Here is a 22,818-nt window from a genome sequence, read left to right as displayed (position 1 = left end):
TCCCGAGTCTACGCACGGGGCCCCCGGGAACGCGTGTGCGCCTCCCCCGCAGGGAAGGCGCACACGCTCTGCGGCTGATCTAGACGAGCGAGCGCAGCACGTACTGCAGGATGCCGCCGTTGCGGTAGTAGTCCGCCTCACCGGGGGTGTCGATGCGGACGACCGCGTCGAACTCGACGGTCTGCTTGCCCTCGGCCGAGTGCTCGGTCGGCTCGGCGACGACGTGGACCGTCTTGGGGGTGACGCCCTCGTTCAGCTCCTCGATGCCCGAGATGCTGATCGACTCGGTGCCGTCGAGGCCCAGCGACTCCCAGCTCTCGCCCGCGGGGAACTGCAGCGGGACGACGCCCATGCCGATGAGGTTCGAGCGGTGGATCCGCTCGAAGCTCTCGACGATGACCGCCTTGACGCCCAGCAGGCTCGTGCCCTTGGCCGCCCAGTCGCGCGACGAGCCGGAGCCGTACTCCTTGCCGCCCAGGATGACGAGCGGGGTTCCCTCGGCCTGGTAGTTCTGCGACGCGTCGTAGATGAACGACTGCGGGGCGTCCGGCTGAGTGAAGTCGCGGGTGTAGCCGCCCTCCACGCCGTCGAGCAGCTGGTTGCGCAGGCGGATGTTCGCGAACGTGCCGCGGATCATCACCTCGTGGTTGCCGCGGCGCGAGCCGTAGGAGTTGTAGTCCTTGCGGTCGATGCCGTGCTCGTCGAGGTAGCGGCCGGCGGGGCTGTCGGCCTTGATCGAGCCGGCGGGGCTGATGTGGTCGGTCGTGACGGAGTCGCCGAGCTTGGCGAGCACGCGGGCACCGGCGATGTCGGTGACCGGGGTCGTCTCCATCGTCATGCCGTCGAAGTACGGGGGCTTCCGCACGTAGGTCGACGACTCGTCCCACTCGAAGATCGAGCCCTCGGGGGTCTGCAGCGCGCGCCAGCGCTCGTCGCCGTCGAACACGCCCGCGTACTGCGTGTCGAACATCGACTTGTCGATCGACGAGTCGATCGTCGCCTGCACCTCGGCCGCGTCGGGCCAGATGTCCTTGAGGAACACGTCGTTGCCGTCGGAGTCGGTGCCGAGCGCGTCGACCTCGAAGTCGAAGTTCATCGAGCCGGCGAGCGCGTAGGCGATGACGAGCGGGGGGCTCGCCAGGTAGTTCATCTTCACGTCCGGGTTGATGCGGCCCTCGAAGTTGCGGTTGCCCGAGAGCACGGCGGTCACGGCGAGGTCGTTGTCCTGCACCGCGGCCGAGATCTCCTCGAGCAGCGGGCCGGAGTTGCCGATGCAGGTCGTGCAGCCGTAGCCGACCGTGTAGAAGCCGAGAGCCTCGAGCGACTCGGTCAGGCCGGCCTTCTCGTAGTAGTCGGTGACGACCTTCGATCCGGGCGCCAGCGTGGTCTTGACCCACGGCTTGGCCTTCAGGCCCTTCTGCGCCGCGTTGCGGGCCAGCAGGCCGGCCGCGAGCATGACGGACGGGTTCGACGTGTTCGTGCACGAGGTGATCGCCGCGATCGCGACGGCGCCGTGATCGATCGTGAAGGTCCCGCCCTCGCCGAGCTCGACCGTGGTCGGCTTGGAGGCGGTCGCCGGCGCGTGCGAGCGGTGGGTGTGCTCGTGGCTGCTGTGCTCGTCCTGCGGCTGCAGCTCTCCGGGGTCGGAGGCGGGGAACGACTCCGCGATGGTCAGGTCGACGATGTCGTGCGAGACGTCCGCGTAGTTGGTGAGGTCCGACTCGAACTGCGTCTTGGCGGACGAGAGCTCGATCCGGTCCTGCGGGCGCTTCGGGCCGGCGATCGAGGGGACGACGGTGCCGAGGTCGAGCTCGAGGTACTCGCTGAAGACCGGCTCGACCGCGGGGTCGTGCCAGAGCTTCTGCAGCTTGGAGTACTGCTCGACGAGGGCGATCTGCTCGTCGCTGCGGCCGGTGAGGCGCAGGTAGTCGAGGGTCACGTCGTCGATGGGGAACATCGCGGCGGTGGAGCCGAACTCGGGGCTCATGTTGCCGATGGTGGCGCGGTTCGCGAGCGGCACCGCGGCGACGCCGGCCCCGTAGAACTCGACGAACTTGCCGACCACGCCGTGCTTGCGCAGCATCTGCGTGATGGTGAGCACGACGTCCGTCGCGGTCACGCCGGTCGGGATCGAGCCGGTGAGCTTGAAGCCGACGACCTTCGGGATGAGCATCGAGACGGGCTGGCCGAGCATCGCGGCCTCGGCCTCGATGCCGCCGACGCCCCAGCCGAGCACGCCGAGGCCGTTGACCATCGTCGTGTGCGAGTCGGTGCCGACGCAGGTGTCGGGGTAGGCGCGCAGCGCACCGCCCACCTCGCGGGTCATGGTGACGCGGGCCAGGTACTCGATGTTGACCTGGTGCACGATGCCGGTTCCGGGCGGGACGACCTTGAAGTCGTCGAATGCGGTCTGGCCCCAGCGGAGGAACTGGTACCGCTCGCCGTTGCGCTCGTACTCGAGCTCGACGTTGCGCTCGAGCGCGTCCTCGGTGCCGAAGAGGTCGGCGATGACGGAGTGGTCGATCACCATCTCGGCGGGCGCGAGCGGGTTGATCCGGTTCGCGTCGCCGCCCAGGGCAGCGACGGCCTCGCGCATCGTGGCGAGGTCGACGATGCAGGGCACGCCGGTGAAGTCCTGCATGACCACGCGGGCCGGCGTGAACTGGATCTCGGTGTCGGGCTCCGACTCCGGGACCCACTCGCCGAGGGCGCGGATGTGGTCGGCGGTGATGTTCGCGCCGTCCTCCGTGCGGAGGAGGTTCTCGAGCAGCACCTTGAGGCTGAACGGGAGCTTCTCGTGACCGGGGACCCGGTCGATGCGGAACACCTCGTAGTCGGTCGAGCCGACCTTCAGGGTGTCTTTCGATCCAAAGCTGTCTACCGCGGACACGTCGCCCTCTCCTTCGCTGACTGCAGCGTCCGCCGACGGGCGGCGCCGCTCTCCGTCCTCATCTTGACGACCGCGCACAGCGGCCTGCCACCAAGGAGGACCTAACTCCTCGACGCCGAGGCGCCCGGTCGACCTCGCCGCGACGGTGCGGGGAGGCGAGCGCTATTTATCTCGACGTCGAGACAATTCTACGCACGATCCGGAGCATCGCCCGCATCGGCGCGCTCGCCGGCTCCGCGGTACTCGGCCCGGACGGCGAGCACGGTGAGCACCAGCAGCGGCGCGTACAGGGGCAGGCCCAGCGCCAGCTTCCAGATGCCCAGCGCCGTGGTGTCCTCGGCGAGGAACAGCGGGTACTGCACGGCCAGGCGCAGGAGGAAGAGCCCCGCCCACGCGAGGGTCAGGGCGCCGAAGAGGCGGCGCTTGCGCCGATCGGATCGCCAGGCGGTGCCGTCCCCCATCAGGAAGCCGGCGGCGACGCCGATCAGGGGCCAGCGCACGAGGACGGAGAGGAGGAAGACGAGCCCGTAGACGAGGTTGGTGAGCAGCCCCAGGGCGAAGTTGTCGACGCCCCGCCCGGTGAACAGCGCCAGTGCGGCCGAGACCACCACGGCGAGCAGTCCGCCGACGGCCTGGATCACCGGCGTCCGGCCGAGCACCCGCGCCACCGTGAACGCCACGGCGAGCCCGACGGATGCGACCAGCGAGAGCACGAGCTCCGAGGTGACCGTGTAGAGCAGGACGAAGGCTATGCCGGGCACGACGGCCTCGAGGATCCCCCGGACGCCGCCCATGGTGCGCAGCAGCGCCTTCCCGTCGAACGGCTCGCCGTCGGCGACCGCGCCGAGTCCCGAGCGGCGGGCGGCCTGCGCGATCGCGTCGCCCACCTCGGGCCGGACCGGCTCCTCCGATCGGGCCGGGTCCTCGGGCCGCACCGGCTCCATGCCGGTCAGCTCGCGCTCTGCTGGGTCTGGCTGCCGGTCGGCACCTTCAGCGGGATCAGGTCGCGCGGAGGCATCGGGCCGCTGCCGCGGACCACGACGATGCTGCGGAAGAGCTCCTCGACCGAGGCGGCCGCCTGCTCGTCGACGGCTCCGGCTCCGGCGATCACGCCGCGGAGGAACCAGCGCGGACCGTCGACGCCGACGAACCGGGCGACGCGGGTCTGGCCGCCGGCGATCGGGAGCTCGGCGACGAGCTCCGGACCGAAGACGCCGTCGCGCTCCGTCGTCGATCCGCCCTGACGGCCGATCTGCTCGGCGATCTGGCCGCGGATCTCGTGCCAGAGGCCCGAGGAGCGCGGCGCGGAGAAGGGCTGCACCTGCAGCGTCGACCCGGCGTAGTCGAGGCCGACGGCGATGACGCGCTTGGTCCCCTCCTCGACCTCGAGGCGGATGTGCATGCCCTCGCGGGGAAGCACCTTCACCCCGCCGAGGTCGATGTAGGGGCGGACCGGGTTGGCCTCGCGCTCGTCCAGGGGCCCGGCCTCCGCGCGGTCCTCCGGCGCCGACTTCTCGAAGTCCTGCTGGACGGGCTCGGCGGCCTCGCCGGCCGTGGGCTGGATGTCGCTCATGCGCTCTCCTCGTGGATTCTGGTCTCCTGGGCGCCGGCGGCGTACCCGGTGGATCCGAAGCCGCCCGTGCCGCGGACCGACTCGGGAAGCTCGTCGACGGCCGTGAACCTCGCCTGGACGACGGGGACGATCACGAGCTGCGCGATCCGGTCCCCCGCCGAGACGCGGTACGTCTCGCGGCCGTCGGTGTTCAGCAGCGCCACCCGGATCTCGCCGCGGTAGCCCGCGTCGATCGTTCCGGGGGCGTTGACGACGGTGATGCCGTGCCTGAAGGCCAGCCCGCTGCGGGGGACGACGAAGCCGGCGTGGCCCTCCGGGAGGGCGACGGCCACCCCGGTGCCGACGGAGGCGCGCTCACCGGGGGCGAGCACCACGTCCTCCGTCGAGTGGAGATCGGCTCCCGCGTCGCCCGGACGGGCGTAGGAGGGGAGCCGGTCCGCGGTGATCGGGACGTCGACGGTTGCAGGCACGTGACGAGGGTAGACCAAACGTCTGATCCAATAGGGTCATGCCGTCCTACCGAGAGAGGCTGTGGCCAGCGCCCTGGCTCTTCGTCGCCACCGCCCTCGTGATCCCCGCCAGCATCCTGGTGTTCGCGCCCATCGACCTCGCGGTGGGGGTGATCGTCGCGGTCGTTCTGTACGCGGGCTGCGTGCTGTCGCTGCTGGCCCTCTCCCCCGTGATCGAGGTGGCGGAGGGGGAGCTGCGCGCCGGCCGCGCGCACATCCCGCTGGACCTCGTGGGCGAGCCGTCCTCCTACTCGGGGGACCAGGCGTTCGCCGAGCGCGGGACGCGCCTGGACGCGCGGGCGTACCTGGTCATCCGCGGCTGGGTGAAGGAGGTGGTGCGGGTCCCGATCGAGGATCCGGCCGACCCGACGCCGTACTGGCTGGTCTCCACCCGCCGCCCGGACGACATCGTCGCCGCGATCCGGGGATCACGGCGACGGAGCGGTCCTCCTTCGGAGCCGGGAGGCGCTTAAGCGGCGCACTCCAGGCAGATCGGTCCGAGCTTCTCCTCGTGGTCGATCTGCGAGCGGTGCTTCACGAGGAAGCAGCTCACGCACGTGAACTCGTCCGCCTGGGGCGGAAGGACCACGACGTCCAGATCGAGGTCGGACAGATCGGCACCGGGCAGTTCGAATCCGCCCGGGTTGTCGGCGTCATCGACGTCGACGACTCCGGACATCTTGTCGGGGACTCGCTCCTTCAGGGCCTCGATCGACTCGGAGTCGTCATCGGTCTTGCGGGGGGCGTCGTAGTCCGTAGCCATTCCCATCCACTTCTTATTTCTGCTGTTCAACAAATCGGCGGGGTCAGTGTGCATCACGACGCATCGATTCGCAAACCACCTCGAACGGCTCTTGACACCCGCTCGCCCCGCCTCCTTCCGCACCAACTTTCGACCCGCCCGGGGTATTCCCGGCCGATCGCCCGGGCGCGTGGCATCCTTGCCCGGTCCGCGTCCAGAAGGAGGGTCCCCACGATGATGGAACTGAAGGTGATCGGCGTCGAGGGCGGATCGCTCGTCCTCGTGTCCGAGGGCGGCGAGCGCTTCTCGGTCCGCATCGACGAGACGCTGCAGAGCCAGCTGCGGCCGCGGGTCCACACCCTCCCGCCGCGCGAGAAGCGCGTCTCCCCCCGCGAGATCCAGGCCCACATCCGCTCCGGGCTCTCCGCCGAGGAGGTCGCCGAGCTCACGGGCGCCGACCTGGGCTACGTCCAGCGCTTCGAGGGACCCGTCACGGCCGAGCGCGAGCACATCGTCGCGTCCGCCCTCGCCGTGCGCGTCTACACGACCACCGACCCCGATCCCCTCGAGGAGGGCACGCCCTTCGGCGACGTCATCCGCGACCGCCTCGCGTCGCTCGGCGCCGAGGGCGAGCAGTGGTCGAGCTGGAAGGAGGAGGAGGGCTGGGTCGTCAAGCTCCTCTTCCGCTCGGACGAGATCGACCACGACGCCCGCTGGCGCTTCGACCCGCGGAAGGCGCTGCTGTCGCCGCTGACCTCCGAGGCGATCACGCTCTCGCAGCAGGGCGAGATCCGGCCGACCCTCATCCCGCGCCTGCGCGCCGTCATCCCCGCCGCCGTCGACGAGCTCGCCACGCGCTTCGACCCGGAGTCCGCGGAGGCGCCGAGCCGCTCCGCCCGGGCCGACCACCCCACCGCCGGCCGCCCCGCCGCGATGCCGCACGCCCGACCGGCCGCCGTCCGCCCCTCCGACACGGAGCCGCAGCCGGCCCTCTCCGAGACCCCGCGCCCGATCTCGACGCTCCCCCGCCCCATCACGAGCACGACGGAGCAGCGCGAGCGCAACCTCAACGACACCGCCGACCTGCTCGACGCCCTGCGGCGCCGCCGGGGCGAGCGCGATCACGCCTCGAGCCTCCGCGTCCGCGAGGAGCCGGAGCCCGAGGCCGAGGCCGCTCCTCCGGTCGAGAAGGCACCGGAGCCGCCGCGCACCGCTCCCCCGGTCCCCGAGCAGCCGTCGGGCGTGCGCGGGAGCCTCCGCCGGGGGCGGGCGTCGATGCCGAGCTGGGACGAGATCGTCTTCGGAGCGCGCAGCGACGACTGAACCTCCGCCGGCGCGGCTCCGCCGGGGTGGACGGTGCCCCCGTGCACTCGGCCCGGCTCAGGCCAGCGCGCCGAAGCGGAGGAGCGGCACCTGCGTCTCCTCCGGGGTGAGCGACCCGTGCTGCCCGATCATGGAGCGGCCGGAGGAGTCGTCCGCCGCGTAGTAGGCGATGGTCCTCCGCGCCGCGACGAACACGTCGCCCATCCGCTCGGCCGCCGCCGGAGAGACCTCGCCGAACCAGCCGCTCGCGGCGACCTCGTCGCGCGTCGCGATCCAGGCGCGTGCGCCCTCCGCCTCGGTCCAGCGCCGCGCCACCTCGTCGGGGTCCACACCCGGCTCGAGGTGCAGCTGCAGGCAGCGGGGCTCTCCGCCGAGGTGCCGGACGCCCTCGAGCAGCGGTCCCCGCTCGACGAGCACGTGCGAGGACGCCGGGACGTCCACGATGCCGTGGTCGGCGGTGACCAGCACGCTCTCCCGGGCGGAGAGCCCGCGGACCGCTCCGCCGACCTCCCCGTCCAGGAGCTCGAGCGCTGCCGTCCACTCCGGCGACTCCCAGCCGCGCGCATGCGCCGCCTGGTCGAGCTCGGGGACGTAGAGGTACACGAGCTGCCGGCCGCCCTCGTCGAGCAGGGCGCGCGCCGCCGTGAAGCGCTCGGCGACGCCGCCGGCGGAGTGGTACTCGGCGCCGCGCAGGATCGCCCGCGTGAGACCGGAGCGGGCGTACCGCGCGGGGCCGATCACTCCGGCCCGGACACCGGCGGCCGAGGCCTGCTCGAAGACCGTGGGGTGGGGCTGCCACGTCTCGGGCACCATGCGCTCGTCCCAGCCGGAGAGCTGGTTGACCAGGCGGTCGGAGGCGCGGTCGAGCACGCGGTAGCCGACCATCCCGTGCCCGCCCGGGCGCAGGCCCGTCGTCAGGCTCGCCAGGGCCGCCGCGGTTGTCGTCGGGAAGCCCGAGACGAGCGTGGTGCCGCGGTTGAGGGCCGGAGCGAGCGTGCGCGAGTGGCCCCCGCGCTGGCGGAGGTTCGCGGCACCCAGGCCGTCGACGAGGACGACCACGATCCGCTCGACGCGGGGCGAGCCGAAGAGGCCGGGGCGGCCCAGGAGCGCGTCGAGGGCGCCCGGCAGGACGTCGGCGAGGCTCCGCCGCCCGTCGGGGGCTGGCGGTAGCATGTGGGTCATCGCGCCCAGTTTCGCACAGCGCCGCCGTCCCCGCCGGGCCGGTGCGGCGGAGCGTCCGCGTGAACGGGAGGGCCGGTCCCGTCCGCGAGGCGCCGTCTCCGCTCCGCCCGTCCCGTCGAGCGCCGCAGGGCGGTGCAGTCCCCCGCCGCCGCCCCGCGCCCGCCACCGAATCGAGTCATGAACGCTGCAGCCCCCTCCTCCGGATCCTCGCTCACCGAGCGCATCGAGGACGTCGACGTCTCGGCCGAGATGGAGGGGTCCTTCCTCGAGTACGCGTACTCGGTCATCTACTCGCGGGCCCTGCCCGACGCCCGCGACGGCCTCAAGCCGGTGCAGCGCCGGATCCTCTACATGATGAGCGAGATGGGGCTGCGGCCCGATCACGGCCACGTGAAGTCGGCCCGCGTGGTCGGCGAGGTGATGGGCAAGCTGCACCCGCACGGCGACGCCTCGATCTACGACTCGCTCGTCCGCCTCGCCCAGCCGTTCACGATGAGGGTCGCCCTCGTCGACGGGCACGGCAACTTCGGCTCCCTCGACGACGGCCCGGCCGCGGCCCGCTACACCGAGGCCCGCCTCGCCCCGGCCGCCACGGCCATGACCGAGCACCTCGGCGAGGACGTCGTCGACTTCGTCCCGAACTACGACAACTCGCACGACCAGCCCGAGGTCCTCCCCTCCGCGTTCCCGAACCTGCTGGTCAACGGGGCCAGCGGCATCGCCGTCGGCATGGCGACGAACATGGCGCCCCACAACCTCGTGGAGGTGATCGGGGCGGCCCGGCACCTGATCGCCCATCCCGACGCGTCCCTGGACGACCTGATGTCGTTCGTCCCGGGACCGGACTTCCCGAGCGGTGGCACGATCGTCGGCCTCGCCGGCGTGCGCGACGCCTACGCGACCGGCCGGGGCGGCTTCAAGACCCGCGCGCGCGTCTCGGTCGAGAGCATCACCGCGCGCAAGTCCGGCCTGGTCGTCACCGAGCTGCCCTACCTCGTCGGCGCCGAGAAGGTCATCGACAAGATCAAGGACGGCGTCCAGAACAAGAAGCTCAGCGGCATCTCGGACGTCACCGACCTGACGGACCGGGACAACGGCCTCCGGCTCGTCATCGGGATCAAGACCGGCTTCAGCCCGGAGGCCGTCCTCGAGCAGCTCTACCGCTACACGCCCCTCGAGGACGCGTTCTCGATCAACAACGTCGCGCTGGTCGACGGCGGCCCGCGCACCCTCGGCCTGAAGGAGCTGCTGCAGGTCTACATCGGCCACCGGGTGCAGGTCGTCACCCGGCGGACCCGCTACCGACTGCGCAAGCGCCAGGAGCGGCTGCACCTGGTCGAGGGCCTGCTCATCGCGATCCTCGACATCGACGAGGTCATCCAGCTGATCCGCGGGAGCGACGACACCGCGGCGGCGCGGGCCCGGCTGATCGAGGTCTTCGACCTCAGCACCCTGCAGGCCGACTACATCCTCGAGCTCCAGCTCCGCCGCCTCACGAAGTTCTCGCGCATCGAGCTCGAGACCGAGCGCGACACCCTCCTCGCCGAGATCGCCGCGCTCGAGGCCCTCCTCGCCAGCCGATCACGGATCGACGAGCTGGTCTCGGACGAGCTCGACGAGGTCGCCCAGCGCCTCGGGACCCCGCGGCGCACCCTGCTCACCGAGGCGCGCCCCTCCGTCGCCACCACCGGGCGGAAGGCCGCCGCGGTGCTCGAGATCGCGGACGTGCCCTGCCGGGTGCTGCTGAGCACCACCGGCCGCATGGTGCGGGTCGACCGCGACCCCGAGGCCGCTCCCCACCCCGAGCGCGCCACGCGCCGCTCGAAGCACGACGCCGTCCTCAGCGTGCTCGACACGACCAGCCGGACGGAGATCGGCGCGGTCACCAGCGCCGGTCGGCTCCTCCGCTTCTCGCCGGTCGACGTGCCCGCCGTCCCCTCCTCCTCGGTGCAGCTGGGCGCGGGCGTGCGCATGAGCGACTACCTCCCGCACCTGGCGAAGGACGAGCGGGTGCTCGCGCTCGTCGCCCTCGACGACGAGCGGCCGATCGCGCTCGGCACCCAGCAGGGCGTCGTCAAGCGCGTCGCGCCGGGCGAGCTGCCCAACCGCCCGGACATCGAGCTCATCGCCCTGAAGCCGAAGGACGCCGTCGTGGGCGCGGCCGCGTCGGCGGAGGAGGACGAGCTGGTCTTCGTCACCGGCGAGGCCCAGCTGCTGCGCTTCCCCGCGTCCGCCGTCCGCCCTCAGGGCCGGACCGCCGCGGGGATGGCCGGGGTCAAGCTGGCCGAGACCGACGACGTCGTGCACTTCGCCGTCGTCGCCGCCGAGGACCGGGACGAGGCCGTCGTCGCGACGGTCGCCGTCGACAGCTGGGCCCTCTCGGGGACCGACACCGGCAGTGCGAAGGTCTCGCCGTTCTCGGAGTTCCCCGCCAAGGGCAGGGCCACCGGCGGAGTCCGCGCGCAGCGCTTCCTCAAGGGAGAGACCGCCCTCGGAGTGGCGTGGGTCGGCCCCGGTCCCGCGCACGCCCTCGAGGCCGACGGCTCGGTGGCCGCGCTGCCCGACTCCGGGATGAAGCGCGACGGCTCCGGCGTGGCGCTCGCGGCGCCGATCGCGACGATCGGAGCGGCGCCCGAGGTGTTCTGAGCCCCGCGGCTCAGACGTCGATGCGGTCCCGCGACAGCGACTCGGACCCGCGGACGATGAACTCCTTGCGGGGCGCCACGTCGTTGCCCATCAGCAGCTCGAACACCCGGCCGGCGTTCTCGGCGTCGGCGACCCGCACCCGGCGGAGGGTGCGGCGGGAGCGGTCCATGGTCGTCGTGGCCAGCTGGTCCGCGTCCATCTCGCCGAGCCCCTTGTAGCGCTGGATCGGGTCCTGGTAGCGGCGGCCCGCCTTGCCGAGGGCCGCGAGGACGCTCTGCAGCTCCTTCTCCGAGTAGGTGTAGATCGTCTCGTTCGGCTTCTTCCCCGCGTTCATCACCACGAGCCGGTGCAGCGGAGGCACGGCGGCGAAGACGCGCCCCGCCTCGACGAGCGGCCGCATGTAGCGGAAGAAGAGCGTGAGCAGCAGGGTGCGGATGTGGGCGCCGTCGACGTCGGCGTCGCTCATCAGGATGATCTTCCCGTAGCGGGCGGCCGAGAGGTCGAAGGAGCGGCCGGAGCCGGCTCCGATCACCTGGATCATCGAGGCGCACTCGGCGTTCGAGAGCATGTCGGCGATGCTCGCCTTCTGCGTGTTGAGGATCTTCCCCCGGATCGGCAGCAGGGCCTGGTACTCGCTGTTGCGGGCGAGCTTGGCGGTGCCGAGGGCGGAGTCGCCCTCGACGATGAAGAGCTCGCTGTTCTCGACGTCGCTGCTGCGGCAGTCGACCAGCTTCGCCGGAAGGGAGGAGGACTCCAGCGCGTTCTTGCGGCGCTGGGTCTCCTTGTGCGCGCGGGCCGAGATCCGCGACTTCATCTCGGCGACGACCTTCTCGAGGAGCTGGGAGGTCTGCGCCTTGTCCTCGCGGCGCGTCGAGGAGAACACCGCGCCCAGCGTCGAGGCGATGGTGGAGGCGACGATCGCGCGGACGGCGGGCGTGCCCAGCACCTCCTTCGTCTGGCCTTCGAACTGCGGCTCCGGGAGCCGCACGGTCAGCACGGCGCTGAGCCCGGCGAGGACGTCGTCCTTCTCGAGCTTGTCCGAGCCGACCTTGAGGCGGCGGGCGTTCGCCTCCACCTGGGAGCGGAGCAGCTTCAGCAGGCCCTGCTCGAAGCCGGTCTGGTGCGTCCCGCCCTTGGGCGTCGAGATGATGTTCACGAAGCTGCGCATCACCGTCTCGTAGCCGGTGCCCCAGCGCAGGGCGATGTCGACCTCGCAGGTGCGCTCCACCTCGGTGGGCACCATGGCGCCGCCGGGGGTCAGCACCGGCACGGTCTCGGTGAAGGTGCCGGAGCCGGTGAGGCGCAGCACCTCGGTCACGGGGGCGTCGGGGGCGAGGAACTCGACGAACTCCGAGATGCCGCCGTCGTAGCGGAACATCTCGGCGCGGCGCTCGTCCGCCCGGTCGTCGACGATGTCGATCGTCAGGCCGGGGACGAGGAACGCGGTCTGCCGGGCGCGCGTCACCAGGTCGTCCGTCTGGAACGAGGCGCCCTTCGTGAAGATCTGGCGGTCGGCCCAGTAGCGCACGCGCGTTCCGGTGACGCCCTTGGCGACCTTCCCGACGACCGTCAGCTCGGACCCGTTCTCGAACGGCGTGAACGGAGCGTCGGGGGTGGGCTCGCCCGCGTCGGCGAAGCGCCCGGGCTCCCCCCGGTGGAACGACATCCGGTAGGTGCGGCCGTTGCGGTCGACCTCGACGTCCAGGCGCTCCGAGAGCGCGTTGACCACGGAGGCGCCGACGCCGTGCAGACCGCCGGACGCCGCGTAGGATCCGGAGCCGAACTTGCCGCCCGCGTGCAGCTTCGTGAACACGACCTCGACTCCGGAGAGCCCCGTCTTCGGCTCGATGTCGACCGGGATCCCGCGCGCGCGGTCGCGCACCTCGACGCTGCCGTCGGCGTGCAGGAGCACGCTGATCTCGGTCCCGTGCCCGGCCAGCGCCTCGTCGACGGAGTTGTCGATGACCTCCCAGAGGCAGTGCATGAGGCCGCGCGAGTCGGTCGATCCGATGTACATGCCGGGCCGCTTCCGGACCGCCTCGAGACCCTCGAGGACGGAGAGGTGACGGGCGTTGTAGTCGGTGGAGGCCATCCGCCCAGTCTACTTTCGGGAACCGCTCCGGCCGCGGTGGCGCGGCACCCGGCGACAGCACGATGGCCGCTCGGCGCGGGGCCCCTACGCGCAGAGCGAAATGCCGACCGATCGACTCCGTGCGGAAACAATCGCGTGCTTGGATGGGTTCCACTAAGCAGAGATCGAAGACCGAGTGCAGGAGGCCAAGTCATGTCGACCACAGCAACCCAGAACGGCGTGGACGAGCTCGCCGGTGCCCACCAGCTCTCCGCCGCCGACCGCTGCGACAGCTGCGGTGCCCAGGCGTACATCCGAGTGGTCGTGAACAACGGAGAACTGCTGTTCTGCGCACACCACGGGAAGAAGTACCAGGAGAAGCTCTCCAGCATCGCCCAGAGCTGGCACGACGAGTCCGCCCGACTCTTCGAGGAGCAGCGCCCCTAGCGCGTCCCCGATCAGCCCGGACGGCGCGTCAGCGCCCTACAGACCGACACCGAGCCGCTTCGCGATCACTTCGCGAGCGGCTCGTGCCGTTTCATCGACCAGGCGGAGACGCTCGTCCGACGGGGAGTAGGCGTCGCCGAGGGCGCGCCGCAGGATCGCGTCCGCGAGCGACGGGTTCTTCGCGAGGACGGGGCCGTGCAGGTGCGTGCCCAGAAGGCCTCCCACCGCGTAGCCCTCGTGGCCGGCGCCGTCGCCGGTGCCGTGCAGCACTCGGCCGAGCGCGTGCTCGGGCGCTATCCCGGTCATCCGGCGCTCGTGGTTCTCGAATCCGACGAGGACGCCGCCCGGCGTCTCGACGAGGAGGTCGTCGGTCGCGCGCTCGCCCGTGACCGAGTCTCCGGGGAACAGCCCGATCCCCCGGGCTCCGCCCGCGGCCGTGCTGATCGAACCGGCCAGCATCTCCCAGCCGGCTCCGACCGCGACGACCTGGGTGCCCTGGTCGACCCAGGCCCGCAGCGTCGGCGCGATCTCGTGGAGGAGTGCCAGGACGCCCGGGAGGTCCTCGTCCGCTCCCGTCCCGGCGACCAGGACGTCCGGATGGACCTCGGCGTCGGAGGCGGTCATGAGCGGCACGACCTCCGCCTCGACACCCGACCAGCGCGCCCGAGCCGCGAGGACCCGGGCGTTCGCCGCGTCGCCGTTGCTGTCCAGGACGTCGGGAGCGAGCACGGCGATGCGGAGGGTGGTCACGCGGTCTCCTCGCGGTTGGTGACGAGCTGCAGGTGCGCACGGGTGCGGCGCATCGAATCGGCCGAGAAGACGATGGTCTTCCGGCCGGAGGCGGGGGTCGGCAGAGCGAGGAACGCGTCGAGCGCGCGACCCAGGTCCTCGTCGACGGAGTCGACGCGCACGCCGTCGTAGCGCAGGTGCAGCGCCGCCTCGTGCGCCTTCGACCCCGAGACGACACGGACGTGCCCGAGCACGGAGGTGTCCACGGGCCAGAAGTAGGAGGGGTCTCGGACGTCGGAGCCGATCGCGAGCATGATCTGCTCGGTCCCCTCGGGGATCTCCGCGATGTTCAGGCGGTAGCTCGCCGGGTTCTGAACCAGGACGAACTCGACCTCGTGGCCGCGCACGGTGACGATCTCGCCCCGCCCGAAGACGGGGTCGATGCTCGAGAGCGCGGAGGCGGCGAGGGCCGGGTCGAAGCGCTCGGCGAGCACGGCGCGGGCCGTGGAGACGGCCGCCGCGGCGTCGACCGCGTAGTGGACGCCCCGCGCGGGGAGCCGGACCTCGAGCGGGTCGCCGTCGCTGACGATGCGCGCGGCCGCTCCCGTCGTGCTCTCGACGACGGTGGTGGCACGGTCGGTCCCGGCCTCCGCCTCCGCGGCGTAGCCGAGACCGCCCGACGCGGAGTCGCGGACGGAGGAGGAGACGCCGTACCAGCGGATCCGCTCGTCGGGGAGGGAGGTCGCGACATCGGCGACGTGGCGGTCGTCGGCGTTCAACACGACGGGACCGGTCGCGCGGGAGGCGATGGTGCCGAGCATCCGGGCGACCATGGCCGGATCGAAGAAGCGGTCGATCTGGTCGACCACCACGTTCGTCAGCAGGACGACGCGGGGGCGCATCCGGGGCGCGAGGCGCGCGCCGTGACCCTCGTCCATCTCGAGGACGGCGATGTCGGCGTCGATCCGTCCGCGGAGGTCCGCCTGCTCCAGGAGCGCGGAGGTCAGCCCCTGGGCGATGTTGGCCGTCGAGGGGTTGGTGAAGACCCGGAGCCCGTGCGCGCGGAGCACCGCGACCAGCATCTTGGTCGTGGTCGACTTGCCCGCCGATCCCGTGACGACCACGAGGCCGTCCCGGAATCCGTCGAGCACCGCGGGCAGGAATCCGGGCGCGACACGGTTCACCACGAGTCCGGGCACGGCGGATCCCCCGCCGGGCTTCCGGACCCGCGCGGCGAACCGGGCGGCCCTCCCGAGGAGGACCGCCGGCGCGTAGCGGATCACCGGCCTACTCGAGGTAGTCGCGGAGCGACTGCGAGCGGGACGGGTGGCGGAGCTTGGCCATCGTCTTGGACTCGATCTGGCGGATGCGCTCGCGCGTCACGCCGAAGGTGTCGCCGATCTGGTCGAGCGTCTTCGGCATGCCGTCGCCGAGGCCGAAGCGCATGCGGATCACGCCGGCCTCGCGCTCCGAGAGCGAGTCGAGCAGCGACTCCAGCTGCTTCTGCAGCATGGTGAAGCCCACGGCGTCGGCCGGGACGACCGCCTCGGTGTCCTCGATGAGGTCGCCGAACTCGCTGTCGCCGTCCTCGCCCAGGGGCGTGTGCAGCGAGATCGGCTCGCGCCCGTACTTCTGCACCTCGATGACCTTCTCGGGGGTCATGTCGAGCTCGCGCGAGAGCTCCTCGGGCGTGGGCTCGCGGCCCAGGTCCTGGAGCATCTGGCGCTGCACGCGGGCCAGCTTGTTGATGACCTCGACCATGTGCACCGGGATGCGGATGGTGCGGGCCTGGTCGGCCATCGCGCGGGTGATCGCCTGGCGGATCCACCACGTGGCGTAGGTCGAGAACTTGAAGCCCTTGGTGTAGTCGAACTTCTCGACCGCACGGATGAGGCCCAGGTTGCCCTCCTGGATGAGGTCGAGGAACTGCATCCCGCGACCGGTGTAGCGCTTCGCGAGGCTGACGACGAGCCGGAGGTTCGCTCCGAGCAGGTGGCTCTTCGCGCGCTGGCCGTCCTTCGCGACCCAGCGCAGCTCGCGGACGAGCTCCGGGCTGAGGTCGGTCGAGTTGGCGAGCTTGTCCTCGGCGAACAGGCCGGCCTCGATGCGCATCGCGAGCTCGACCTCCTCGGCCGCGTTCAGGAGCGCGACCTTGCCGATCTGCTTCAGGTAGTCCTTGACCGGGTCGGCGGTGGCACCGGTGATCGCGGTCGAGTAGACCGGGACCTCGTCGTCCTCTCCGCCGAACGATAGGACGAGCGCACCGCTCGGGAGCGGCTCGGCCGGAGCGGCGACGGCGGCGGCGGCCGGGGCCTCCGGCGTCTCCGCGTCGTCCTTGGCGTCGGTCTCGGTGTCCTCGGCGACGACCTCGGTCTCCTCCTCCTCCGCTGCCTCGTCGGGCTCGACGGCGTCGGTCGGCTCCTCCTCGGTGTCGGCGGGAGCGGCGGCCTTGGTCGTGGCGCGCGAGCGGGTCGTCTTGGCCGCGGTGGTCTTGGCCGCCGTGGTCTTCGCCGCGGGCTTGCGCGTCGCGGGCTTCTTGGTGGTCGTCGTCACGTCGTCGTCGACGGCGTCGAGCGTTGCGGTCTTGGTAGCTCTGGTGGCCATGGCGGCACCTCTCCATCCGTTGCGTCCCGGGGGCGGGCGGCGCGGGAGGGCGTCGTCCGTCGGTGGGCATTACGAGGACCCATGTCAAGTCGAGGACGTCGCACGCCCGACGTGGGCCTGGTGCTCCTCGACCCGAACGGGTCCTATTGACAATTATTGCACGTCTGAGTAGTGCAGCCGTGCGGTGCGGTGCTAGTGGGGCTCGATCCGGCGGGATCCGGGCCGTTCCGCTGGGACATCGCGTCTGCAGAAGGGCGGATCGACGGACGACCGTCAGCGCCCCGCGCGGCCGCGGCGCATCCGGTCACTCAGTGCAACCCAGAGAGGGGCCACGGTTATTCCCTCGTCCTCGGCCAGGCGGCGGCGGGTCCGGCGGCGCGCGACGACGAGTGCGACGACTCCGGCGCCGACCACCACGTACTGCACGCACCACGCCAGGCGGAAGTGCTCGAGCGAGTAGGTCTGCTCGGAGGAGGCACCGGGACCGGCCAGTGCGTCGAGGATCAGGCCGATCGCGAACATCATCGTGAAGCTGGCCAGGAACCCGCCCACGTTGACGACTCCGTTCGCCGCGCCGAGGCTCCGCGAGGGGTTGAACGTGCGGGCGAAGTCGAACCCGATCATGGAGCCGGGGCCGCCCGCTCCGACGACGATCAGGAGCAGCACCACGAGCCAGTACGGCGGGACGCCGGGCCAGAGCAGCACGATGGTCCAGGCGACCGCCATCGCCGAGACGATCCCGAGCACGAGGTTGCTGCGGCGCATGGGGTGGCGGGCGGTCAGGACGCCGAGCACCGGCCCGACGACGATCCCCGCGATCACGACGATCGTGAGGGTCGGCGCGGCGACGGTCGGAGGCAGGCCGATCGCGTACACGAGGAAGGGGTAGCCCCAGAGGAGCGTGAAGACCGTGCCGGAGGACTGCGTGACGAAGTGCGACCAGAAGCCGAGCTGCGTCCCCGGCCGGCGCAGGCTCACTCCGAGCTGCGCGATCGTCGCCCGGAGCGTCGGCGGCACCAGGGTGATCGGCTCGGTGCGCGGCGGGACGTCGGCGACCAGGAGGAGCACGCCGAGGAAGGACACGGCCCCGAGGCCGGCGGCGCTGAGGAACGCGGGCTCCCAGCCGAACGTGTGGAGGATCGCCGCGAACGGGAGTGCGGAGAGGATCTGGCCCACCTGGCCGATGTTGCCGATCCACTGCGAGAGCTGCGGCACGATCGGTCCGCTGAACCAGGTGACCGTGAGGCGGATCACGGAGGTGAAGATCGCGGCGTCCCCCGCTCCGAGCAGAACCCGCCCGACGATCGCGACGCCGATGCCCGGCGCGATCGCGACCACGACCTGGCCCGCCATCATCAGTGCCGTGCCCGAGAGGATCAGGGTCCGCGGGCCGAACCGGTCGATGAGGATCCCGACCGGGATCTGCATCCCGGCATAGACGATCAGCTGGACGACGGCGAGCGACGAGAGGACGGCGGCGGCCACCCCGAACCGCTCCGCGGCGTCCACTCCTGCGACGCCCAGCGTCGTGCGGTCCAGGACCGCGACGAGGTAGGCGAACGCTCCGGCACCGAAGACGAACCAGGCTCGACGATCACGCACTCGTCCGATCCTACGGCCGCTCAGGAGGCGGTGGGCTCCTCGCCCGGGCGGCGGATCGCGAGGAACTTCTCGAGCTCGGCGGCGATCGCGTCGGCGCTGGGCACGAAGCCATCCTCGTCGGTGAGCGGCGAGCGGAGGCTCGTCCCCTCCATGTAGGTGTCGTGCCGCGCCTCGAGGGCCGAGACCAGCTTCTGCAGCTCGTCGTTGCCGCCGACCTGCTCGTCGACCTTGCCGAGGAACTCCCGCCCGCTCTCACGCAGGCGGTCCGTCGGGAAGATGAGGCCGGTCGACGCCGAGATGCTCTCGAGCGCCGCGACCGCCGCCTGCGGGTACTCGGTGTCCGACAGGTAGTGCGGGATGAGCAGCGCGAAGCCGACCACGGTCAGACCGCGCTCGTAGAGGCGCAGCTCGAGCAGGTGGAGGACGTTCGAGGGCACCTGCGTGTGCGGCTTCCAGACCGACATCGCCTCGATCAGGTCCTCGCGGTTCCCGCTCACGGTGACGCCGACGGGCCGGGTGTGCGGCACGGGCATCGGGATCGCCTGGACCCACGTGGTCGAGGCGACGTCGAGCCGCTCGAGGAGGGAGACCACCGCGCGGGTGAACCGCTCCCACTGGAAGTCGGGCTCGAAGCCGGTGAGCAGGAGGAACGGCTGGTGCAGCTCGTCGTGCGCGAGCGAGAGCCGGAGCATCGCAGGACGGTAGTCCGTCAGGTGGTCCTGGTCGAAGGTGATGATGGGGCGGCGGGCCCGGTAGTCGAGCAGCTGATCCTGGTCGAAGACCGCGACCTCGCGGTGCTCGAGGGTCTCGAAGAGGTACTCCCCCAGCTGCCCCACCGCTCCCCCGGCGTCGGCGGAGCCCGTCAGGCCCGCGACGAGGTGCAGCCCGCGCGGGATCTCGGAGAGGTCGCCCTCGATCTCGAACAGGTCTTCCGGATCCAGCATGCGTCCAGTCTAAACGGGGGTCCCGGCACCCCGTCCGGGTCCGCTGAGCCCTCAGCGAACAGCGCCTAGCATTGCCGCCATGCCCCTCTCCTCTCTCGAGTACTCGACCGTTCCCGCCTCCGACATCGACACCGACGCCCTCGTCCTCGGCGTCGCCCCGGGACCCGACGGTCCCCGGCTCGTCGGCGCGGAGGGCTTCGAGGAGCTGGCCCCCGCGCTGACCGCGCTCGGCGCGACCGGCACCGCCGAGACGCTCGTGCGCGTGCCGTCCTCGGTCCGTGCCGGAGTGATCGTCCTCGTCGGACTCGGCTCGGCGGAGCCCGACGACACCGCGCTGCGGAACGCCGCGGGCGCCGCCGTCCGCCTGCTCGCGGGGTCCGCCTCCGTCGCCCTCTCCCTCCCGGCCGGCTCCGACGGCACGCTCGCCGCGGTCGCCGAGGGCGCCGCGCTCGGCTCCTACTCCTTCACCGCCTTCCGCGGCAGCACCGCCGCCGCGGCGAAGGCGCCCGTCGAGCACGTCGTCCTGCTGGGCGGCGGCGAGTCGGCCGACCCCGCCGTCCTGGACCGGGCGCTCGTGCTCGGCCGCGCGGTCGGCACGGTGAAGGACCTCGTCAACACTCCCCCGTCGCACCTCTACCCGCAGACGCTGGCCGAGGCCGTGCAGACCGGCGCCGAGGGACTGCCGCTCGAGGTCACCGTCTGGGACGAGGAGGCCCTCGCGGAGGAGGGGTTCGGCGGCATCCTCGGAGTCGGCAGCGGCTCCTCCCGCCCGCCCCGCCTCGTGAAGGTCGCCTACGCGCCCGAGGGCGCGAGCACCCACCTCGCCCTGGTCGGCAAGGGCATCACCTTCGACAGCGGCGGACTCTCGCTCAAGCCGCCGGCCTCGATGATCGGGATGAAGACCGACATGGCGGGCGCGGCGACCGTGTACGCCGTCGTGCGCGCCATCGCGGAGCTCGGCCTCCCACTCCGCGCGACCGCCTGGCTCTGCATCGCCGAGAACCTCCCCTCCGGGACCGCGATCCGCCCGGACGACGTGCTCACCGTGCGCGGCGGTACCACGGTGGAGGTGCTGAACACCGACGCCGAGGGCCGGCTGGTGCTCGCCGACGGCCTCGTCGCCGCCAGCGAGGAGCAGCCCGACGCGATCATCGACGTCGCGACGCTGACCGGCGCCTCCGTGGTCGCCCTCGGCAACCGGACCGTCGGCGCTCTGGGCGACGACGAGCTGGTCTCCCGCGTCCTCGAGGCCGCCCGCACGGCGGGAGAGCCCTTCTGGCAGATGCCCCTCCCCGCGGAGCTGCGACCGCTGCTCAACTCGGACATCGCCGACATCGCGAACGTCAAGCCGGGCAACACCGCCGGCGGCATGCTCCTCGCCGGCCACTTCCTCCGCGAGTTCGTCGGGAAGCGCGGCGAGGGCGAGGACGCGACCACGATCCCGTGGGCGCACCTCGACATCGCCGGCCCCTCGAGCAACGGAGGCGGTGGCTACGGCTTCACCGGAGCCGGCGCCACGGGAGTCTCGGTGCGCGCGCTGATCGCTCTGGCCGAGGGCTTCGCGAGCGCGTAGTAGGGTCGACGGGGCGGGAGATCCCGCCTCGTCCCCCCTCCCGATCCGCTCGGCGCTCAGCGCCGGAGCCGATCGGCCGGGAAGCGGGACCGCACGTCGCGAGGGAGTCACTGGGTGTCGGAAGAGCGCTACGACCTGGTCGTGCTCGGAGGTGGCAGCGGCGGGTACGCGGCGGCCCTCCGGGCGACGCAGCTCGGGATGAGCGTCGCGCTCGTGGAGCGCGACAAGCTCGGCGGCACCTGCCTGCACCGCGGGTGCGTGCCCACCAAGGCCCTGCTGCACGCCGCCGAGCTGGCGGACGGCGCCCGCGAGGGAGAGAAGTACGGCGTGCTCTCGAGTTTCACCGGGATCGACATGGCGGGCGTCACGCGCTACCGCGAGGGCGTCGTCGCCGGCAAGTACAAGGGGCTCCAGAGCCTCGTGTCCTCGCGCGGCATCACGGTCGTCACGGGCGAGGGCCGTCTCACCGCGCCCGGCACGGTGACCGTCGGCGAGCACGTGCTCCACGGCGCGTCGGTCGTCGTCGCCACCGGGTCCGCCTCCCGCACCCTCCCCGGCATCGAGATCGGCGGCCGGATCCTGACGAGCGACCAGGCTCTCGAGCTCGACCACGTGCCCGCGAGCGTCGTCGTCCTGGGCGGCGGAGTGATCGGCGTCGAGTTCGCGAGCGTCTGGCGCTCGTTCGGCGCCGAGGTCACGATCGTCGAGGCCCTCCCCCACCTCGTCCCCAACGAGGACGAGAGCGTCAGCAAGCAGCTGGAGCGCGCCTTCCGCAAGCGGGGCATCGCCTTCCAGCTGGGATCCCGCGTCGCGTCGGTCTCCCAGAGCGGGGACGGCGTCTCCGTGTCGCTCGAGAGCGGCGCCACGGTGGAGGGCGAGATCCTGCTGGTCGCCGTCGGCCGCGGCCCGGTGACCGCGGGCATCGGCCTCGAGGAGGCCGGGGTCCGCCTCGACCGCGGCTACGTGCTGACCGACGAGCGCCTGCAGACCTCCGTCCCCGGCGTGTACGCCGTGGGCGACATCGTGCCGGGGCTCCAGCTCGCGCACCGGAGCTTCCAGCAGGGGATCTTCGTCGCGGAGGAGATCGCCGGTCTGGGCCCGCAGGTCGTCTCGGACGTCAACGTCCCGAAGGTGACCTACAGCGACCCCGAAGTGGCCTCCGTCGGCCTCGGCGAGGCCCGCGCGATCGCCGAGTACGGCGCCGAACGCGTCGCCGTGTACGACTACGGCCTCGGCGGCAACGCCCGGAGCACGATCATCGGGACCACCGGCTCCGTGAAGGTCGTGCGCCTGGTCGACGGCCCCGTCGTCGGCGTGCACATGGTCGGAGCCCGCGTCGGCGAGCTGATCGGCGAGGCTCAGCTCATCGTGAACTGGGAGGCGCACCCCGAGGACGTCGCGCCCCTCGTGCACGCGCACCCCACTCAGAACGAGGCGCTCGGCGAGGCGCACCTCGCTCTGGCGGGGAAGCCGTTGCACGCCCTGTAGAACCACTGCGGTGCGGCGATCCGCCGCTTCCGCATCAGTAAGCTGGACATCGAAACACAAGCGTCTTAAGGAGACAGGCTCATGAGCGAATCCGTCAGCCTCCCGGCACTCGGAGAGAGTGTCACGGAAGGAACGGTCACCCGCTGGCTGAAGAACGTCGGGGACCGCGTCGAGGTGGACGAGCCCCTGCTCGAGGTCTCGACCGACAAGGTCGACACCGAGATCCCGTCGCCCGTCGCGGGAGTGATCGAGGAGATCCTCGTCCAGGAGGACGAGACCGTCGAGGTCGGTGCTGAGCTGGTGCGCATCGGCGACGGCTCCGGAGCCGCGTCGGCGTCCGAGCCCGAGGCTCCCGCCGAGGAGGCCCCCGAGGTCCAGGCCGCCGAGACCGAGGCCACCGACGAGGTGACCCCGTCGGTCGACGCCGAGAGCACGCGGATCCCCTCCGCGACCGAGACGTCCGGCGGAACCGGACCCCAGCCGACCCGGGAGTAC

The 22,818-nt window shown here is 71.9% G+C and carries 19 protein-coding genes; 7 read left to right on the top strand and 12 right to left on the bottom strand.

The genetic code is table 11. From position 1 onward, the window contains the following. Positions 1–79: 79 nt before the first annotated feature. From acnA to dut, 4 genes are all read right to left on the bottom strand, one after another. A complete protein-coding gene (acnA, locus tag C5B93_RS06615; protein WP_104267882.1) occupies positions 80–2,890 on the bottom strand; it encodes an aconitate hydratase AcnA in 2,811 nt (936 codons plus the stop codon). Positions 2,891–3,078: 188 nt separating this feature from the next. After that, a complete protein-coding gene (locus C5B93_RS06610; protein WP_104222101.1) occupies positions 3,079–3,834 on the bottom strand; it encodes a DUF3159 domain-containing protein in 756 nt (251 codons plus the stop codon). 5 nt (positions 3,835–3,839) lie between these two features. Further along, positions 3,840–4,463, bottom strand: a complete 624-nt coding sequence (locus C5B93_RS06605) for a DUF3710 domain-containing protein (protein ID WP_104248032.1) — start codon at positions 4,461–4,463, stop codon at positions 3,840–3,842. Next, positions 4,460–4,933, bottom strand: coding sequence for a dUTP diphosphatase (gene dut / locus C5B93_RS06600; RefSeq protein ID WP_104267884.1), 474 nt, complete (start codon positions 4,931–4,933; stop codon positions 4,460–4,462). The genes C5B93_RS06605 and dut overlap by 4 nt, the downstream gene beginning before the upstream one ends. A 38-nt stretch (positions 4,934–4,971) precedes the next feature. On the opposite strand from dut, the gene C5B93_RS06595 reads away from it, so the two are divergent. Beyond that, entirely contained in the window at positions 4,972–5,445 is a 474-nt protein-coding gene (locus C5B93_RS06595) for a DUF3093 domain-containing protein (RefSeq protein ID WP_104267885.1), read from the top strand. On the opposite strand, the gene C5B93_RS06590 is transcribed toward C5B93_RS06595, so the two are convergent. Beyond that, positions 5,442–5,735: a DUF4193 domain-containing protein gene (locus C5B93_RS06590; protein WP_055792269.1), complete on the bottom strand. Its 294-nt coding sequence runs from the start codon at positions 5,733–5,735 to the stop codon at positions 5,442–5,444. The genes C5B93_RS06595 and C5B93_RS06590 overlap by 4 nt on opposite strands. A 213-nt stretch (positions 5,736–5,948) precedes the next feature. On the opposite strand from C5B93_RS06590, the gene sepH reads away from it, so the two are divergent. After that, the gene (gene sepH / locus C5B93_RS06585) at positions 5,949–7,037 is read left to right on the top strand and encodes a septation protein SepH (protein WP_104267886.1); all 1,089 of its coding nucleotides are present in this window, start codon (positions 5,949–5,951) and stop codon (positions 7,035–7,037) included. 57 nt (positions 7,038–7,094) lie between these two features. Here sepH and C5B93_RS06580 read toward each other — a convergent pair whose 3' ends face one another. Next, positions 7,095–8,219, bottom strand: coding sequence for an alkaline phosphatase family protein (locus C5B93_RS06580; RefSeq protein WP_258068164.1), 1,125 nt, complete (start codon positions 8,217–8,219; stop codon positions 7,095–7,097). A gap of 177 nt (positions 8,220–8,396) precedes the next feature. Here C5B93_RS06580 and C5B93_RS06575 point away from each other — a divergent pair, with 177 nt between their 5' ends. Then, complete coding sequence (locus C5B93_RS06575; protein WP_104267887.1) at positions 8,397–10,865, top strand: DNA topoisomerase (ATP-hydrolyzing) subunit A; 2,469 nt, start codon at positions 8,397–8,399, stop codon at positions 10,863–10,865. Positions 10,866–10,875: 10 nt separating this feature from the next. Here C5B93_RS06575 and C5B93_RS06570 read toward each other — a convergent pair whose 3' ends face one another. After that, a complete protein-coding gene (locus C5B93_RS06570; RefSeq protein WP_104225230.1) occupies positions 10,876–12,957 on the bottom strand; it encodes a type IIA DNA topoisomerase subunit B in 2,082 nt (693 codons plus the stop codon). Positions 12,958–13,149: 192 nt separating this feature from the next. On the opposite strand from C5B93_RS06570, the gene C5B93_RS06565 reads away from it, so the two are divergent. Continuing rightward, positions 13,150–13,383 carry a hypothetical protein gene (locus C5B93_RS06565; protein ID WP_068212876.1) on the top strand — a complete coding sequence of 78 codons (234 nt, stop codon included), beginning with the start codon at positions 13,150–13,152 and terminating at the stop codon, positions 13,381–13,383. Positions 13,384–13,419: 36 nt separating this feature from the next. On the opposite strand, the gene C5B93_RS06560 is transcribed toward C5B93_RS06565, so the two are convergent. From C5B93_RS06560 to C5B93_RS06540, 5 genes are all read right to left on the bottom strand, one after another. Further along, positions 13,420–14,133, bottom strand: a complete 714-nt coding sequence (locus C5B93_RS06560) for a type 1 glutamine amidotransferase (protein WP_104267888.1) — start codon at positions 14,131–14,133, stop codon at positions 13,420–13,422. After that, on the bottom strand, positions 14,130–15,395 hold the full coding sequence (locus tag C5B93_RS06555; protein ID WP_104268678.1) for a Mur ligase family protein: 1,266 nt from the start codon (positions 15,393–15,395) through the stop codon (positions 14,130–14,132). Before C5B93_RS06555 ends, C5B93_RS06560 begins: the two co-directional genes overlap by 4 nt. 4 nt (positions 15,396–15,399) lie before the next feature. Next, positions 15,400–16,716: an RNA polymerase sigma factor gene (locus C5B93_RS06550; RefSeq protein WP_104232561.1), complete on the bottom strand. Its 1,317-nt coding sequence runs from the start codon at positions 16,714–16,716 to the stop codon at positions 15,400–15,402. A gap of 273 nt (positions 16,717–16,989) precedes the next feature. Next, a complete protein-coding gene (locus C5B93_RS06545) occupies positions 16,990–18,318 on the bottom strand; it encodes a nitrate/nitrite transporter (protein WP_104292072.1) in 1,329 nt (442 codons plus the stop codon). 20 nt (positions 18,319–18,338) lie between these two features. Then, the gene (locus C5B93_RS06540; protein WP_104238748.1) at positions 18,339–19,262 is read right to left on the bottom strand and encodes a proteasome assembly chaperone family protein; all 924 of its coding nucleotides are present in this window, start codon (positions 19,260–19,262) and stop codon (positions 18,339–18,341) included. A 79-nt stretch (positions 19,263–19,341) separates the two neighbouring features. Here C5B93_RS06540 and C5B93_RS06535 point away from each other — a divergent pair, with 79 nt between their 5' ends. The 3 genes from C5B93_RS06535 to C5B93_RS06525 form a co-directional block, all read left to right on the top strand. Next, positions 19,342–20,835 (top strand): leucyl aminopeptidase, encoded by a 1,494-nt coding sequence (locus C5B93_RS06535; RefSeq protein ID WP_104292071.1) that lies wholly within the window; start codon positions 19,342–19,344, stop codon positions 20,833–20,835. A 114-nt stretch (positions 20,836–20,949) separates the two neighbouring features. Beyond that, on the top strand, positions 20,950–22,323 hold the full coding sequence (lpdA, locus tag C5B93_RS06530; RefSeq protein WP_104292070.1) for a dihydrolipoyl dehydrogenase: 1,374 nt from the start codon (positions 20,950–20,952) through the stop codon (positions 22,321–22,323). A gap of 81 nt (positions 22,324–22,404) precedes the next feature. After that, a partial coding sequence (locus C5B93_RS06525) for a biotin/lipoyl-containing protein (protein WP_308471250.1) occupies positions 22,405–22,818 on the top strand: 414 nt, incomplete at its 3' end.

It is taken from the genome of Rathayibacter sp. AY1A2 (genome assembly GCF_002930935.1).
Lineage (GTDB): Bacteria > Actinomycetota > Actinomycetes > Actinomycetales > Microbacteriaceae > Rathayibacter.
This window is presented reverse-complemented; position numbering and strand designations above follow the sequence as displayed.

Bases quoted from the DNA above. Each gene is read 5' to 3' on its own strand.
- C5B93_RS06595 (WP_104267885.1), top strand. From the start codon at position 4,972: ATGCCGTCCTACCGAGAGAGGCTGTGGCCAGCGCCCTGGCTCTTCGTC.
- C5B93_RS06535 (WP_104292071.1), top strand. From the start codon at position 19,342: ATGCCCCTCTCCTCTCTCGAGTACTCGACCGTTCCCGCCTCCGACATC.
- C5B93_RS06605 (WP_104248032.1), bottom strand. From the start codon at position 4,463: ATGAGCGACATCCAGCCCACGGCCGGCGAGGCCGCCGAGCCCGTCCAG.
- sepH (WP_104267886.1), top strand. From the start codon at position 5,949: ATGATGGAACTGAAGGTGATCGGCGTCGAGGGCGGATCGCTCGTCCTC.
- C5B93_RS06590 (WP_055792269.1), bottom strand. From the start codon at position 5,735: ATGGCTACGGACTACGACGCCCCCCGCAAGACCGATGACGACTCCGAG.
- C5B93_RS06610 (WP_104222101.1), bottom strand. From the start codon at position 3,834: ATGGAGCCGGTGCGGCCCGAGGACCCGGCCCGATCGGAGGAGCCGGTC.
- C5B93_RS06575 (WP_104267887.1), top strand. From the start codon at position 8,397: ATGAACGCTGCAGCCCCCTCCTCCGGATCCTCGCTCACCGAGCGCATC.
- C5B93_RS06550 (WP_104232561.1), bottom strand. From the start codon at position 16,716: ATGGCCACCAGAGCTACCAAGACCGCAACGCTCGACGCCGTCGACGAC.
- C5B93_RS06565 (WP_068212876.1), top strand. From the start codon at position 13,150: ATGTCGACCACAGCAACCCAGAACGGCGTGGACGAGCTCGCCGGTGCC.
- C5B93_RS06570 (WP_104225230.1), bottom strand. From the start codon at position 12,957: ATGGCCTCCACCGACTACAACGCCCGTCACCTCTCCGTCCTCGAGGGT.
- C5B93_RS06540 (WP_104238748.1), bottom strand. From the start codon at position 19,262: ATGCTGGATCCGGAAGACCTGTTCGAGATCGAGGGCGACCTCTCCGAG.
- C5B93_RS06580 (WP_258068164.1), bottom strand. From the start codon at position 8,219: ATGACCCACATGCTACCGCCAGCCCCCGACGGGCGGCGGAGCCTCGCC.